Origin of the sequence: Sphingobacterium multivorum, assembly GCF_039511225.1 — a bacterium.
Taxonomy (GTDB): domain Bacteria; phylum Bacteroidota; class Bacteroidia; order Sphingobacteriales; family Sphingobacteriaceae; genus Sphingobacterium.
Window position 1 is genome coordinate 3,382,570 of the sequence record NZ_CP154261.1, and the last position, 15,453, is coordinate 3,398,022.

13 protein-coding genes and 3 tRNA genes are annotated in these 15,453 nt (G+C 40.4%); 11 read left to right on the plus strand and 5 right to left on the minus strand.

The genetic code is table 11. The features are described from left to right. Positions 1-60: 60 nt before the first annotated feature. The 5 genes from AAH582_RS14125 to AAH582_RS14145 all read right to left on the minus strand — a co-directional run bounded on the left by AAH582_RS14125 (position 61) and on the right by AAH582_RS14145 (position 7,250). The gene (locus tag AAH582_RS14125; RefSeq protein ID WP_046672461.1) at positions 61-3,243 is read right to left on the minus strand and encodes an efflux RND transporter permease subunit; all 3,183 of its coding nucleotides are present in this window, start codon (positions 3,241-3,243) and stop codon (positions 61-63) included. A 64-nt stretch (positions 3,244-3,307) separates the two neighbouring features. Continuing rightward, entirely contained in the window at positions 3,308-4,363 is a 1,056-nt protein-coding gene (locus AAH582_RS14130) for an efflux RND transporter periplasmic adaptor subunit (RefSeq protein WP_115049038.1), read from the minus strand. 14 nt (positions 4,364-4,377) lie between these two features. Then, a complete protein-coding gene (locus AAH582_RS14135) occupies positions 4,378-5,694 on the minus strand; it encodes a TolC family protein (RefSeq protein ID WP_046672463.1) in 1,317 nt (438 codons plus the stop codon). Between the two features lie 28 nt (positions 5,695-5,722). Then, on the minus strand, positions 5,723-6,322 hold the full coding sequence (locus AAH582_RS14140) for a TetR/AcrR family transcriptional regulator (RefSeq protein WP_046672464.1): 600 nt from the start codon (positions 6,320-6,322) through the stop codon (positions 5,723-5,725). A gap of 256 nt (positions 6,323-6,578) precedes the next feature. Continuing rightward, complete coding sequence (locus AAH582_RS14145; RefSeq protein ID WP_075992906.1) at positions 6,579-7,250, minus strand: NUDIX hydrolase; 672 nt, start codon at positions 7,248-7,250, stop codon at positions 6,579-6,581. Positions 7,251-7,435: 185 nt separating this feature from the next. Between AAH582_RS14145 and pfkA the strand changes: the two genes are divergently transcribed. From pfkA to AAH582_RS14200, 11 genes are all read left to right on the plus strand, one after another. Next, positions 7,436-8,413 carry a 6-phosphofructokinase gene (pfkA, locus tag AAH582_RS14150; RefSeq protein WP_411567705.1) on the plus strand — a complete coding sequence of 326 codons (978 nt, stop codon included), beginning with the start codon at positions 7,436-7,438 and terminating at the stop codon, positions 8,411-8,413. Between the two features lie 17 nt (positions 8,414-8,430). After that, positions 8,431-9,282 carry a hypothetical protein gene (locus AAH582_RS14155; protein ID WP_046672466.1) on the plus strand — a complete coding sequence of 284 codons (852 nt, stop codon included), beginning with the start codon at positions 8,431-8,433 and terminating at the stop codon, positions 9,280-9,282. 4 nt (positions 9,283-9,286) lie between these two features. Continuing rightward, positions 9,287-10,285 carry a type I glyceraldehyde-3-phosphate dehydrogenase gene (gene gap, locus AAH582_RS14160; RefSeq protein ID WP_046672467.1) on the plus strand — a complete coding sequence of 333 codons (999 nt, stop codon included), beginning with the start codon at positions 9,287-9,289 and terminating at the stop codon, positions 10,283-10,285. 175 nt (positions 10,286-10,460) lie between these two features. Then, positions 10,461-10,533: transfer RNA gene (locus AAH582_RS14165), tRNA-Phe, on the plus strand. Between the two features lie 53 nt (positions 10,534-10,586). Continuing rightward, positions 10,587-10,659 (plus strand) — tRNA-Gly (locus AAH582_RS14170). Positions 10,660-10,664: 5 nt separating this feature from the next. Continuing rightward, positions 10,665-10,749: transfer RNA gene (locus AAH582_RS14175), tRNA-Leu, on the plus strand. A gap of 236 nt (positions 10,750-10,985) precedes the next feature. Then, positions 10,986-11,597: a Crp/Fnr family transcriptional regulator gene (locus AAH582_RS14180; protein WP_343318138.1), complete on the plus strand. Its 612-nt coding sequence runs from the start codon at positions 10,986-10,988 to the stop codon at positions 11,595-11,597. 103 nt (positions 11,598-11,700) lie between these two features. After that, positions 11,701-12,351 carry a hypothetical protein gene (locus AAH582_RS14185; protein ID WP_343318139.1) on the plus strand — a complete coding sequence of 217 codons (651 nt, stop codon included), beginning with the start codon at positions 11,701-11,703 and terminating at the stop codon, positions 12,349-12,351. 73 nt (positions 12,352-12,424) lie between these two features. Further along, positions 12,425-12,799, plus strand: a complete 375-nt coding sequence (locus tag AAH582_RS14190; protein ID WP_343318141.1) for a DUF3302 domain-containing protein — start codon at positions 12,425-12,427, stop codon at positions 12,797-12,799. A 39-nt stretch (positions 12,800-12,838) separates the two neighbouring features. After that, positions 12,839-13,996 (plus strand): HlyD family secretion protein, encoded by a 1,158-nt coding sequence (locus AAH582_RS14195; RefSeq protein ID WP_343318143.1) that lies wholly within the window; start codon positions 12,839-12,841, stop codon positions 13,994-13,996. Position 13,997: 1 nt separating this feature from the next. Next, the gene (locus tag AAH582_RS14200; protein ID WP_343318145.1) at positions 13,998-15,398 is read left to right on the plus strand and encodes a TolC family protein; all 1,401 of its coding nucleotides are present in this window, start codon (positions 13,998-14,000) and stop codon (positions 15,396-15,398) included. Positions 15,399-15,453 lie beyond the last annotated feature (55 nt).

Here is a 15,453-nt window from a genome sequence, read left to right on the forward strand (position 1 = left end):
ACAAAAAAGGCGGCTAATGTTTTATTAGCCGCCTTTTTCTATTGTAAAATGTATTATTTTTTAATGTTCTGCCACGTCGACATGGTCATAATCTTCCTTCATCAAGGCTTCATAATTTGTCTTTTCTTTCTTTCCAAAACGACGTTGAAGACTGTCAAAAATGGAGTATACCACCGGTACAACAACCAAGGTTAAAAATAAAGAAGATAACAAACCACCAATGATAACGATCGCCAGACCTCTATTCATGTCGGCACCGTCTCCAGTAGCGATTGCAATAGGAATCATACCAAATACCATGGCGATTGTCGTCATCAAAATCGGACGAAGACGCGCGTGATTGGCTGCCACCAACGCATCGTGCGTGTTATCGCCAGCTTCCTTACGATGGTTGGCAAAGTCAACCAGCATGATCGCATTTTTGGCCACCAGACCAATCAACATGATGATACCCAAAATCGTAAAGATATTCAGCGTCTGATTTCCCAGCGCCAAGAACAATAGGGCTCCGATAAACGACAATGGAATCGAGAACAAGACCACAAATGGTGTGATAAAACTATCGTATAAAGCAACCATTACCAAGTATACTAGGATAATAGATGCCAATAAGGCAATACCCAAAGTACCAAATCCTTCGGTTTGGTTTTCCATATTACCACCCCAGATAAAGACGATTCCCGGTTTACGGGGTAGTTTTTCAAACTGTGCCTGCCACTCTTGTGCTACGGTACCCATTGGTCTACCGATTGCCTGTCCCTGAATGGATACTGCCGGCGACTTGTCGCGACGTTCCAACAACGTAGGTCCCGAACCAAAAGTTACATTGGCAAATTGATCCAGAGAAATAGAGGCACCCTGATTATTGATAAATTTCAGATCACGTACGTTGTCGATATTGGCACGACCATTTTCCGCATAGCGGATATTGATATCATACTCGTTATCACCCGCTCTGTATTTGTTATCCGTATTTCCTGAAAATGCCGTCTGCATTGTCATACCCACTGTAGAGACATTCAGTCCCAAAGAAGTCATTTTATCACGGTCGATCTTCACATTGATCTCGGGGTTACCCGCTTCAGAAGTCAATTTGACACCCGCAGCCCCAGGAATCTTACGTAATTGATCTGCCGCCTTCTCTGCAAATTCCTGCGCATCTTCGACAGAAGCACCGATAATGGTCAGCTTCAATGGTGCCTGCTCCGCTCCCATGATACCCACATTGACGGTTTTGATTTTAGCGCCGATCAGTTTATTTTCAAGTTCACGCTTCAGCGTCGCTGAATACACTTGTGAGTTACCCTCAAAATTTTCCTTGTCGAGGATCACGTGGATCTCCGATTTATAACGCGAACCCGTTGTTGAAGCCATACCGTCCGAAGACTGCCCCACTGTCGTAATAATTTCTTTGACATCAGGTTTCGATTTAATATAAGCCTCCGCTTTTTGCGTCAACAAGTTGGTCTTCTCCAGTGAAGCATCTTTATCGAGTTCCAACTGGATGAAAAACTCCTTACGGTCAATACTCGGGAAGAAGTCCGAACCAATATACCCCATACCGACCAAAAAAAACGATGCAACAAGTAAACCGATTGCCAAAAACAACGTAGCCAATTTCGTACCGACGTTTTTTAAAGCCCAGGTCAACAATCCAGCAACCCAATGTGTAAAGCTGTTCAAACCGCTTTCAAAACCATGAATAATACGACCAAAGAAAGAAGTTTTGCTCAAGTGCTCCAATTTACCGAAACGCGAGTATAACCAAGGCACTACCGTAAATGACACCAATAAGGATAATAACGTCGAGATGATTACCGTCACACAGAATTGTGCCAAAATATTGGCCACCAAACCCGTAGACATCGCGATCGGCAGGAACACTACCACGATAACCAAGGTGATCGCCGTTACGGTAAATCCGATTTCCGAAGCACCATCATAGGCCGCACGCACCTTGTTTTTACCCATCTCCATGTGGCGGTGAATATTCTCGATAACAACGATCGCATCATCCACAAGGATACCGACTACCAGGGATAAACCGAGTAAAGACATCAAGTTTAAGGTATAGCCCATCAAAAGCAAGCCAATAAAGGTAGCAATCAAAGATAAAGGAATCGCCACCATGGTAATCGCCGCATTACGTAAACTTTGTAAGAAGAACAACATGATAAAGCCCACCAATGCAATCGCAATCATTAAGTCATGGATCACGTTATCGGCTGCATTCAAGGTAAATTCTGAAGAGTCATTGGCCACCAGAATTTTAATATTCTGTGCCGCATAATCCTTCTCTACACCCGAAATTACTTTTCCGTCTTTATCGTGTACCGCAATGGTTTTCTTGACCGCTTCAGACACCGCTACGGCATTTGCATCAGACTGTTTAAAGACCTGCAATAAGATTGTATTCTGACGGTCCAGGCGAGCTACTTTTTCAATCTCTTTAATACCATCCCGCACATCGGCGATATCGCGCAGATAAATCTGCACCCCTGCCGGTGTTGTGATCGGGAGGTTACGCAGCTCCTCGATCGAAGTCACTTTACCCGAAAGACGGATGGTTGTCCGGTTATCACGAGTACTGACGTTACCTGTCGGGAAATCGAGATTGGATGCCGCTACAATTTGCTGTACCTGCGAAATTGTCAGTCCATAACCTTCAATTTTCTTCGGGTCTACAGAGATCTGGATTTCACGTTCCTCACCTCCGATCAGGTCCACTTTGGCAACACCATTGATCCGCGCAAAGACCGGCTGGATTTTATTGTCCAAAAGATCGTAGAGTTCTTTTTCCGATAAGTTGGACGTGACGGCCAAACTCATGATGGCCACATCATCCAGGGAAAATTTAGAGAGTGAAGGTGTCTTTACATCATCCGGAAGATCGTTGATCACGGCATTTATTTTCCGTTGAGCATCCGTAAGCAGGAAGTTGACATCCGCACCGTTGTTGAGGGTAATCATGACAATCGATACCCCTTCCAGGGAAGTCGACTCCACCTTTTTGATACTTTCCAAGGATGAAATAGCATCCTCTATTTTTTTGGTCACCGAACTCTCCACCTCTGCGGGCGAAGCTCCCGGATAGACCGTTTGTACCGTAATGACGTTAATTTCAAATTTAGGGACCAATTCATAGCCCAATCGCGTATAAGAAAACAACCCGCCTAATGTAAGTATTATAAATAATACGATAATTATACTGGGGCGTTTTATCGATATTTCGGTAATTTTCATTCGAATAATTTATTTTTAATAGCTATGCAACCGAGGTTCCATCTGCTACCGATTACAGTATGCTCTATTTAATAATCTCTACAGGGCTTTGGTCAAATAGATTGATCTGACCCGAAACAATCACCTGATCCCCATTTTGCAAACCACCTAAGATCTCGATGTAATCACCAAAGTTTCTACCCGATTTGACGTTTGTTTCGATGGCTTTACCGTTTTTCAGCACAAAGATCTTGTTGTCGCTCACACTACCCACAAAGGCATTACGAGGTACGATCAACGTATTGCTGGCAACACCTTCACCGAAGATGGCTGTACCGTACATACCCGCACGCAATTGGTTCGATGCATTATTTACCTCGATTTCCACCGGGAAGTTTAAGCTACCATCCGATTTAGGAGCAATAAAAGTTACTTTACCTGTAAAGCGTTGGTCTGCATATACACTCGCTGTCACATCAACAGATTGACCGATCCTTAAGGTAGCCACATTCTTTTCGTCTACATTGACACGCAATTTCAAGGTGGCGACATTGACAATATCGAAGGCTGCAGCGCCCACATTTAGGTAAGTACCCGGTTCGATTTTACGTGCATTGACGATACCCGATACCGACGTTTTGATGGTCACATCGCCAGCATTCAATTTGGACGCTTTTAAGTTATTTTTCGCATTCTCAAATTGCAATTTCACCTGGTCTAACTGTTGTTTGGTTACACCACCAGTAGAGAAGGCACTTTCAAAGCGATGCAGATCGGCCTGCGCATTGGTAAATGCAGCCTGCGCATTCGCTACGTTCACATTCAGTTTATCGCCCTCGATGATCGCCAAAGTCTGACCGGCGCTTACATGAGAACCTTCATCAACCAATACTTTCACCACTCTACCTGCAGTCTCAGCCGAAACAGTTACTTCTTGTTTCGGAGAAAATGTTCCGTTAGCCGTATAGCGTAAGTCCATGGAAGATACTTTTGCCGTATCGATACGCACTGCAATAGCCACATTTTTCTTTGCTACCTCTGCCGTTTCGGCCTCATTTTTCTTTTTATTTTTATTTAACACAAAAAATATTCCTGCTAGACCAGCAGCAATAATAAGTAAGGTAATAATTCCGCGTTTCATATTGTATTAGTCAATTATTCTTTAATTAGTGATTTTAATTCGCCATTTGCCTTAATAATCTGTACTTCGGCTACTTTATAGTTCAACAGACTCGTATTTAGATTATTTTCTGCATCTGCTAGTGCTTTTTCAGCATCAAGTAATTCTGTTAAAGTTGCTAAACCATTGTTAAAATTGTTTTTTGTATCATCTAGCACACCCTTGGCCAATTTAACATTCCGGCGATTATTGTCGATCGTCAACAAGCTGATCTTAATCTGTGATTTGGCATTTTCTTTCGCCAGATTAAGGCCCAATTTGGTATCCTCAAGATCAACCTGTGCTTGTCTAATCTGAATATCGGCCTGGTTGATTCTTGCTTTTGTTGTCCCTCCGGTGAAGATTGGCACCGAAAGATTTAAACCTATGCTCGAGGTCTTTGGCCAGCTAAAATCGCCACCAATTGGAAAGCCTTTACCAAATCCGTTAAAACCAAAATCTCCACCTAAGGATAATTTAGGATATAGGTCGGCGACTTTCGATTTTTTATTCAGTTCGTAAAGTTCAATTTGCTTCTTCATCAACTGCACTTCGGTTCTATTTTCTACATTATCCGATTCCACGGCCAACGCGGCATTGATATCAAACGTCTCTTCCGATAATTCGATATCTTCCTCGATCGGCTTCCCGATTGCGAATTTCAATGCATTTTCTTTGATCTGTACAGCGTTGGTGGTTTGTTGTTTTTGTGCCTCCAGGTTATTCACATTGACCACCAGGCGGTCTAAATCTATTTTTTTTGCAAGCCCAGCTTTCACAAGTCCTTCCGTCACATCTTTCGTTTTTGTGGTACTTTGCAAATTATTTTCTATCGTTTGAAGTTTCAGATGTTCCTGGTAGATATCGTAATAAGCATTTGCCACTTTTTCGATTACTTGTTCATCAGTTAACTGCGCATTTATTTGGTAAAACTCTTTTGTGGTCTTAGCAGCTTTCAAGCCTGTAAAGATCGATTGATTAAAAAGCTGCTGATTTAAGGAAATGGCCGCTGTTGAATTCCAAGGTTGTCCCATTTTAATCTTTTGAGTCTGACCACCGGCTTCCAATACCATTTCTGGAATCAACACATTGTATTTTAAGGAACCATTTGCTGTAATTTGTGGCAACGCGCTACCCCTAACCTCATCAATCTGGTATTGCGAGTTTTCGAGATCTAACTTTGCCTTTTTAGCTTCCTTCTTGTTCTGCAATGCAAATTTAATGGCATCACTTAAGCTCAATTGTTGCTGTGCATGACTTTGGAAAACCATCGTACCTAATAAAAGGCTGGCTAGTATTCTGATTGTTTTCATTCCTAATTTATTTATCCTAATTTTATATCTACTTTTTATTTATACCATTAAAAAAGAGCTTGGTAGCCAGCTTTTGCTTTTGCAGCACTTCATCAAAACGATCCTGATTCGGAATTCCCGAAATGATATCGGAGATATTGCACATCAGGGATAAGCTCTTCATCAGTTCCACATAGATTTCGGCCGTTTCATATAAATGCTCCCCATCGATTTCACCTTTTTCGGCACCGATCTGAAGGATCTCAAACAAGGCTTTCACATCGCGGTCGTGCAGACATTGAAAAAAATCCTGCATGGAAAGTCCCTTGATCCATTCGAGATTTTCGTTCATGTGCAACATATAGTATTTCCGGACAAATGCATCGCGCAGTTCCAGAATTTTAATGATCAGCTCGTAGGTGGTGCCCACGTGCACAGCCACCATCTTCTCCTCCTCTTCCCTATATTCATCCGTCAAACGCACAATCACATCCCGTATAAGTGCATTCTTTTCCGAATAATAGTAATACAAATTCGCTTTGGTAATTTTTATATCCTCCGCAATTTCATTCATTGTCGTCTTACTGAAACCGTAATGCATAAAGCGTCTTATCGCCGCATGAATGATTTGATCTTTTCTATCTTCCATTCTTCAAAAAACTCCTTTCTACTTTCTGACTTTTATCAAAAATTGTTCAAAAATATAAAAAGTAACATGTTGGGCAAAATAAATTTTGAAATTGTAATAATTTTGATATTAACCTGACAACAAAACCTTCATGACTTCGCAGACACCAGCAGCAATGAAAGCAAACTGAAGGTTCTTTCTGGCCAATAAGATCAGACACTTTCAGAAAAAAAAAGGCAAACTCGAGAGTTTGCCTTTCAGTATACGAACAGATCTGTTAGAATGCGACCGTGTTCTGAAAATGTTTTAAAAATTTTCGTTTATCCAGTTTATAGAGCCGTGCTGCACGATAGGCAACTCCAGTCTGCACTTCGTCGAGTTCTTTTAGAAAGCCATAATTCTGCATTTTCTTTCTAAAATTGCGTTTATCGAGTGGTTTATTCAAAATTCCCTCATATACCAATTGTAACTGGGTGAGGGTAAATTTTTCAGGCAACAGCTCAAAAGCGATCGGCTTATACGCAAGGCGGCGTTGCAATCTTTCCAGACAGAGGTCCAAAATCTGCTTATGGTCAAAGGCCAGTTCAGGTACATTCCGAACCGGGAACCATTTTGCCTGCTTCATATAGTTTGTAACAGGTTTGGTTTTCAATTTGGTATTATCCAGCTGCACGAGGGCGTAATAAGCCACCGTCAGAATACGTCCCTTTGGATGCCTTTTTAAACCGGCAAAGGAATGCAGCTGATCCATAAATACATCTTTCAAACCTGTATTCTCATACAAAATTCGTTTTACGGCATCTTCCATCTCTTCGTCATTATCCACGAAAAAACCTGGCAATGCCCACCAATCCTTAAAAGGATATTCATTTCTTTCGGCCAAAAGAACTTTTAATTCTCCTTCGTGAAAGCCTAATATGACACAGTCAACGGTAAAATTACTATACAAAACTTCTAAATTTATTTATGTGCAATATACTGAGCTAAATTTAGCGGTTACTAATCATCGGGTTATCTGTAACAATTATACGCTTCCTAAACGTGATGCGCAAAAAAATATTGAAAAATTTATTCAAAGTGTAGAATATACACTATAAAAATCTTATATTCGTAAAACCTAAAATATAGCGTGTGATAAAAGAAATTAAAAAAATAGGTGTATTGACGTCGGGAGGTGATGCTCCTGGTATGAATGCCTGTATTCGTGCTGTCGTTCGAACAGCATTGCATAAAGGATTACAAGTAACGGGTATTTATCAAGGATACCAAGGTTTGATCGACGCAAATTTTATCGAAATGGATACGCGTTCGGTCAGCAATATTATACAACGTGGTGGCACAATATTAAAAACGGCACGTTGCATGGAGTTTAAGACACCCGAAGGCCGTCGAAAAGGCTATGACAATCTGATCGCTGCCGGCGTGGATGCCTTGGTGGTCATTGGTGGTGACGGTACCTTTACAGGTGCCAACTTCTTCTCCAAAGAATTTGAAATACCTATTATAGGTATTCCGGGTACGATAGACAACGACCTTTACGGTTCTGATTATACCATTGGCTACGATACAGCCAACAATACTGTCATCGAAGCGATTGATAAAATCAGAGACACGGCGGCGTCACATGAACGTCTTTTCTTTGTTGAAGTAATGGGCCGGGATTCAGGTTGTATCGCTTTAAATGCAGGCATCGCCGGTGGAGCCGAAGCCATTTTACTCCCAGAGAAAGAAACGGCCATTGACGATCTAATCCGTCATCTGGAAGACGGTGCCATCAAAAAGAAATCATCGTCTATTGTTATTGTTGCAGAGGGCGATCAAAATGGTGGTGCTTATTATGTCGCAAAAAAAGTAAAAGAAAAGTTTGATCATTACGACACGAAAGTTAGTATATTAGGGCATTTGCAACGGGGTGGTGCTCCAACGAGTTTCGACCGCGTGCTTGCGAGTAGATTGGGCTTTGCTGCTGTCAATGAATTATTGGCCGGAAATACACGCGTTACTGTTGGGCTCCGTGGTAATGAAATCAAGACAACTCCAATTGAAGAAGCAATCAGCAATAAGGAAATTAAACTTAGCCCTGATTTATTGGAGATGGCTGAGATTTTATAATCATAAATTGAACAGACATGATAGCAGTAGTATATAGTGGGTCGCGATTTTCAGACTGGCGGTTGGCTGACAAGGGACGGATCACCACGGGTTTCCGCATGAACGGGATCAATCCTTATCTTCAGGACGAGCGCTCCATACTACAGCATTTGCATAAAAACACCAATCTGATCAACAATGCCGAAAAAATCAGACGGATCTATTTTTTTGGTGCGGGATCATCGTCGAAGGAACGTAAGGATAAAATAAAAAATGTCCTGGAGCGTTTTTTTGTCAATGCGCGCGTCCGGGTTGATCATGATGTCATTGCTTCGGCTATTTCGACTTTCGGTGACGAAAAAGGCATCATTGGCATCATTGGCAGTGGATCAAATGCAGCTTATTATACAGGGAAAAAAATCATTGACAACAATTATGGTCTGGGGTATATTCTGGCCGATGAGGGGGCGACAAACTGGAACAGCCAGCAGTTGCTCAAACATTACATGACAGATACCCTACCCATTGATCTGCGGGACAAACTGGAAAGAGAATTTAACATCGATAAGAAAACCATTCTGGAAAGGGTGTATATTGCTCCCCAACCGACAAATTTTCTGAATTCATTTACCGACTTCGTCCTCGAACATAAGGATCATCTGTTCATCAATCAATTAGTTAAGAATGGACTTCGTACCTTTATAAAAACGTACATCAAGCCCTTAATGAAAGAATATCCGGACAGTGACGTGAACTTTACGGGTTCCGTAGCATTTAATTATGAAAACATACTCCGGGAAGTTGCCACAGACGAATTTAATATCAGTATTGGTACTGTCGTAAAAGAACCGATACACAATTTAATTAAATATTATATCAATAAAAATTAAGAATATGAAAATTGGAATTAACGGATTTGGCCGTATTGGTCGTTTAGCATTCAGAGCGGCTATCAATCGTCCAGAAATTGAAATTGTTGGTATCAATGACTTAGTTGAACCAGATTATATGGCTTATATGTTGAAATATGATTCAACACATGGCAAATTTGACGGTTCTGTAGAAGTAAAAGACGGTAATTTGATTGTAAACGGAAAAACGATCCGTGTTACAGCTGAGAAAGATCCGGCAAACTTAAAATGGAATGAAGTAGGTGCTGAAGTAATCATCGAATCGACAGGTTTCTTCTTGACACAAGAGTTGGCTCAAAAACACATCGATGCAGGTGCTAAAAAAGTGGTGATGTCTGCTCCAGCGAAAGACGATACTCCTACTTTCGTTATGGGTGTAAACCACAAAGAATTGAAAGCTGATCAACACATCGTTTCAAACGCTTCATGTACAACAAACTGTTTAGCGCCTATCGCTAAAGTATTAAACGACAAATTTGGTATCGTTGAAGGTTTGATGACAACAGTACACGCCGTTACAGCAACACAAAAAACGGTAGACGGTCCTTCAGTAAAAGACTGGAGAGGTGGTCGTGGTGCATACCAAAACATCATCCCTTCATCGACAGGTGCTGCTAAAGCAGTAGGTTTGGTTCTTCCTGAATTGAAAGGTAAATTGACAGGTATGTCATTGCGCGTTCCTACAGCAGACGTTTCAGTTGTTGACTTAACAGTACGTTTGAACAAAGGTGCTTCATACGAAGAAATCAAAACTGCGATGAAAGAAGCTTCTGAAGGCGAATTGAAAGGTATCCTAGGTTATACAGAAGACGAAGTTGTTTCTTCAGATTTCTTAGGTGACGCTCGTACATCAATCTTCGATGCAAAAGCAGGAATTTCATTGAATGATAACTTCGTTAAAGTTGTCTCTTGGTATGACAACGAATGGGGATATTCAAACAAAATCGTTGACTTGGTATTAGAAGTTGGTAAATTATCGTAATCAACCCGACCAATATCCAATAAAGGGGCTATTCCACGCGAATAGCCCCTTATTTTTTTTCCTTAAAAATCAGCAGGTTGGCGTTTAAACGCAAAAAAAAGCGCTTTTGGCTTTCGTAATTCAAATAATCCGTCTATATTTGCATCATCAATAAGGCAGACAGCTCAATTGAAAAGGTGCCATAGCTCAGTTGGTAGAGCAAAGGACTGAAAATCCTTGTGTCGCTGGTTCGAATCCAGCTGGCACCACCGAAAAGGAAGAACGCAAGGTTCTGACAGATTGAAAGAATAATAATTCCAATGCGAAAATAGCTCAGCTGGTAGAGCACAACCTTGCCAAGGTTGGGGTCGCGAGTTCGAATCTCGTTTTTCGCTCACCTGCCTAGGTGGTGGAACTGGTAGACACGCAGGACTTAAAATCCTGTTCCCGTTAAGGGAGTGCGGGTTCGATTCCCGCCCTAGGTACAAGAAAGCTCATCTAACGATGGGCTTTTCTTGTTTTATACCATAAAATCCGCTGAACCAAATTGTTAATACCGGATCATTATCGGGTTCGATCAGTCAACTATAGATATAGGCATATAAATGGTAATTTTATCTATCCCGAGATAAGTTGGGTTCGAAATGACCTACCTTGAGTATAGCAAAATTTTCAAACAAAACTGACCAGATTTTTATTAAATTTGAGCTTATACATTACAATGATGTTAAGCCAGTCGGAAATATTAAAACATTTGGAATCCCTTCAGCAGTTGAGCCATGAAGAGCGTCTCGAATTATCCAAAATATGCAAACCGCTATTCCTGCCCAAAAAGACAAAACTTGTGGAAACGGATGACCGTTTTGATTCCGTCTTTGTGCTCACAACGGGTCTATTACGTTGGTATTTCTATTCGGATGATGGCACTGAAAACAATGTTTTCTTCTCCTCGGAAGCAGATTATGCCTTTATTGCCAGTATCCCGGAATATTATGCTGACCAACGGGAAACAAAATACACCATCGAAGCAGTTGTGGACACCCAGTTACTACTATTTCCGAAGGAACTGTTTGAAGATTTGGCCTTTCAACATAAAGGGATTTTCCAATTCTATGTCAAATCCTTAAAAATTATAATTGATAACTTACGCATCCGTACCGAGCAGCTATGCGCTGATTCTCCGAGTGCCCGTTATGAAGTTTTCTTAGAAAACCGTTCGTATATCACCAGAAACACAAATCGTAAGCATATCGCTAATTTCTTGGGCATTACACCAAATTCTTTGTCCAGATTAACAGCCCGCTTACAAAAAAAACGGCCACCAAAAAACTAACTTAAGAATACTTTTTTAGCCTGTATTCGTTCTAATTTTGTTTCGTCAAAAAAGCTGTAAAACAGCAATTTGTACAGATAGTATGATTTAAAACGAAAACAAAATGAACAAATTTATTGTAAGAATTAGTGTCTTAAGCTTATTCGTACTTTTAGAAACGAATGTGGTACTTGCCCAATCTCAAGAAGCGGAAAAGGTTGGACTGTACATCACTCAAGAAATGTCATTTTTAAATATGACAACAACGCAAGCTGAACAGGTTTATCAAATAAACCTTCAAGCAGCCAATGCTGTAGAAAATCTACGCCAAAATAGCATTGCTCAACATACAGGCGCTGCGGAGAACATCGAAGGTTTTACAGAAATCTTAAAACAAAGGAACCTAGCTGTACAGGAAATTCTATCACCGGTACAATTTCAACTCTTTAAGGAAAACAAAATAATAAGAGCAGCTACTTTTAGAACTATTGTCATGGCTAAAATGTTGGATTTAACCCAAGATCAGCTCGATCCAATTTTTGACATCAATCAAACAGTAGTAAAAAATGTAAGAGAAGATCTAGACATATACTTTTCTGCCAATAATAAACGGGGTAAAAAAAATGCAAGACGTAGGCTTCATAAAGCACTAAAGAAAACGGACAAAGCATTTGACAAAGTCTTAAGCCCGCAGCAAACTACAGTTTACCATGAAAATGTTGATCATATGCGAAATGTGCTTCGCGAAGAATATGGAACTAAAGTCTCGTTTTAAATCATGTTTTCATGATTCTCGGCTTTATCTTCATTGATATTGCCGAGATTTTTATCACCAAATTTATCGTATTATGCAAAAAATATTTGCAACAATTTGCTTATTGCTTTTGTGCAGCGTTTCCCATGCCGCTACTGGCGGTGCAGAAGACACAATCGCAGATGTCGCATCATGGCTTATCATATTTATCTTACCAATTGCTGGAATTTTTCTATTTTGGAAAGTGCACATTTATCCTGAAAAAATAGCGGAGAAGAAAAACCATCCCCAGCTAAGTGCCATAAAAAGTATGTGTTTACTTTCATTGATATTCGGAGGTCTTCTTTGGCCAATTGCGTTGATATGGGCAAACTACGACTACAGAAAAGTTAAAGCTCATGCTCCAGATTTAGGAGAATCAGACTCTTCTTCAGTTGAAGAAAGCTTACCTATAGAGGAAAAGAAATAAATTCTATAAGAAATACAGAATCATCAAGAAAAAAAAATTATGTTAGAATTATTAATAGGAATATATGCTGGTATTTGCTGGCTTCTCATCAAAAAACTAAAACTAATCCCTTGGAATTTCAATACGCAAGTTGTTGTATACTCTTTACCTATTTTTGGGTCTATTGCACTGATATTGAGTCTCAACTATTTTTGTCCAATTACATCGGATGTAAAGGTAGCCAATCGAAGTGTCGATATAACTACCCAAACCTTGGGAAAAGTTAAGAAAGTATACGTGAAAACAAATCAGGAGGTAAAAAAAGGAGATACACTATTTACGATAGATCCTGTACCTTACGAGCAGGAAATAAAATCGCTGGAAGCCCAACTGAGTAATATGAAATCGACCGTTTCCTCCTATAATTCGGATATCGATGCTTCCCGCAAAAATATGTTGAGTTTACAATCCCAACTTGATCTGAGCAATAAAAGAATAAAGCAATATCAGGAACTTGTAGCAGCTGGTGCTGCCAACAAATTTGACCTGGAACAAGCTGTCGCAACTTCGCAGGATCTGCAATCCCGAATTAGTGCAGCTCAAGCACAAAAATCATCTTTAGAAGCCAAATATCAGTCAACACATAATGGCGAAAATTCATCTATTGCGGAACTAAGAGCTAAATTGGATCAGGCAAAATGGAACCTTTCCCAAACAGTGGTTTTAGCACCTACCGATGGCCTGATTCCGAATGTACAGCTGAATGAAGGGGCAATGATGGCACCTTTTAAATCTGCTTTTGTGCTAATTCAAAAACAACAATCTATTATAGCCTTCTTCTCTCAAAATGAGCTGGAAACTGTAAAAAATGGAAATGAGGTCGAGCTTGCTTTAAAAACGGCGCCCGGGAAAGTAGTCAAGGCCAAATTGGAATACGTGGTGGATGCAACTAGCCAGGGTATTATGAACAATGCCGGTGGAATGCTTGGGGGTAATGCCACAACTGCGGGAATTCCGGAAACAGCGCGACAAGTTCCAGAAATCGATGGAAAACTCATTGCCAAATTTGTATTGGACGAAAATGAGCAACCTTTAACAGTCGGTGCAAGAGGAACGGCTGTCATTTATTCCGACCATATCAAGCCTTTGCATCTTATCCGAAAAGTGATGGTTCGGGTGAGCAGCAAGATCAATTACTTAATTCCAAAACTGCATTAACATGGTAAAGAAAATAAGCATGGGAGCGCTATTCTTATTCAATTTGACTTCATGTATCGGCTACAAAAATGCAACACCTGAGAAGATTGAAGAATTAAAAAACACAAGCGCAATAAAGGCGAATGTTGAAATATCAGACAAATGGATTCAGGAAAAAGGCGAAAATCAACCCGCTTTTTCCTATGCGTGGATGAATGAACTACTCACTCCTGAACTGGAAGCGTTAATCAAAGATGGGCTTGCCCATAATGCAGATGTAATCATTTCCAAAGAAAAGCTGAACCAAGTTGAATTAGCGATGGATATTGCTGGAAGTAGCCTTTATCCAAGTGTTAATGCATTAGCAAATACAGGTAACAATCTTGTCAGTGGAAGTCACATCGGAAAGTTGCAATTAAAAGCCAACTGGGAGCTTGACCTCTGGGGAAAAAACAAATCTGCGGAAATGGCGAGTGTAAGCCAATACTTTTCGGCGACATTTCAGCAAAAAATGCTAGAACAGTCCGTTGCGGGGATGATTGCTAAGGCATATTACCTCAATATTGCGGGCCAGTACCAGGAACAAAAGATCAGTGAGTATATTACGAAAACCGAGGACTTAAAAAAGATTTTAACTGTTCAGAATAAGGTTGGAACGGCAAACGCCATCGATTTGTCCAATATAGAAAGCGAGTCTATTCTCCTGAACTCTTACCTTGAGAAAATCAAAAATGCGAATTCGCAATCGAGAAGAAGTTTAGAAATGCTGTGTGGAAAATACCCCGAGGGTTTGATAAAAGTATATGCTAAATTTTCGGCTTTACAAAAGGATATCCCGACAAATTTTCCGCTCAATGTTTTGGAAAAGAGAGCCGATATTATGGCCCAGCAATTTCAAATAGAATCCAGTTTCTATGAAATTCACGAAGCAAAAGCAGCACGACTGCCCGCTATAAACATCGGTGCTGGTTTTGGAGCTGCAGCAACCAATGTTGAGGGGATCAGCAATCTTTTTTCCAATCCATTGATAAAAGTCGGTGGTGGTTTAACAACCCCTATTTTTAACGGGGGGAAACTAAAAAAGAATGTGGACATAAAAACCTCACAACAAAAACAAGCCGTTGAAGAGTATGCAAAATCGGTCTTGTTAGCATTCAATGAAGTTGAATCCGCATTAGCAAATTTAGGTTCGATCGAGAAGCAAGAGGTTTTCCAGCAACAGGTCATTTCTTCGTTGGAGAAAAATATAAATTTGACAAGAAAACAGATCAATGTTGGTAGCAGCAATAGTTTCACGCTACTCCAAAAACAAAGAGAACTGGTAAAAAGGGAAATGAACAATATCGATCTCCATCTCCAACAACGCATTGAAAGGATTAACCTTTACATGGCATTGGGAGCAAACGGACTTGCCAATTTTTAGACACAAAAAGGCATATATAAAACTTATTATCGCCGTCGCTTTTACACTTTTTTTA

Excerpts from the sequence above, each read along its gene's own strand:
- AAH582_RS14140 (WP_046672464.1), bottom strand. The coding sequence starts at position 6,322 with ATGGAAGATAGAAAAGATCAAATCATTCATGCGGCGATAAGACGCTTT.
- gap (WP_046672467.1), top strand. The coding sequence starts at position 9,287 with ATGAAAATTGGAATTAACGGATTTGGCCGTATTGGTCGTTTAGCATTC.
- AAH582_RS14190 (WP_343318141.1), top strand. The coding sequence starts at position 12,425 with ATGCAAAAAATATTTGCAACAATTTGCTTATTGCTTTTGTGCAGCGTT.
- AAH582_RS14200 (WP_343318145.1), top strand. The coding sequence starts at position 13,998 with ATGGTAAAGAAAATAAGCATGGGAGCGCTATTCTTATTCAATTTGACT.
- AAH582_RS14195 (WP_343318143.1), top strand. The coding sequence starts at position 12,839 with ATGTTAGAATTATTAATAGGAATATATGCTGGTATTTGCTGGCTTCTC.
- AAH582_RS14180 (WP_343318138.1), top strand. The coding sequence starts at position 10,986 with ATGATGTTAAGCCAGTCGGAAATATTAAAACATTTGGAATCCCTTCAG.
- AAH582_RS14155 (WP_046672466.1), top strand. The coding sequence starts at position 8,431 with ATGATAGCAGTAGTATATAGTGGGTCGCGATTTTCAGACTGGCGGTTG.
- AAH582_RS14135 (WP_046672463.1), bottom strand. The coding sequence starts at position 5,694 with ATGAAAACAATCAGAATACTAGCCAGCCTTTTATTAGGTACGATGGTT.
- AAH582_RS14130 (WP_115049038.1), bottom strand. The coding sequence starts at position 4,363 with ATGAAACGCGGAATTATTACCTTACTTATTATTGCTGCTGGTCTAGCA.
- AAH582_RS14185 (WP_343318139.1), top strand. The coding sequence starts at position 11,701 with ATGAACAAATTTATTGTAAGAATTAGTGTCTTAAGCTTATTCGTACTT.
- AAH582_RS14125 (WP_046672461.1), bottom strand. The coding sequence starts at position 3,243 with ATGAAAATTACCGAAATATCGATAAAACGCCCCAGTATAATTATCGTA.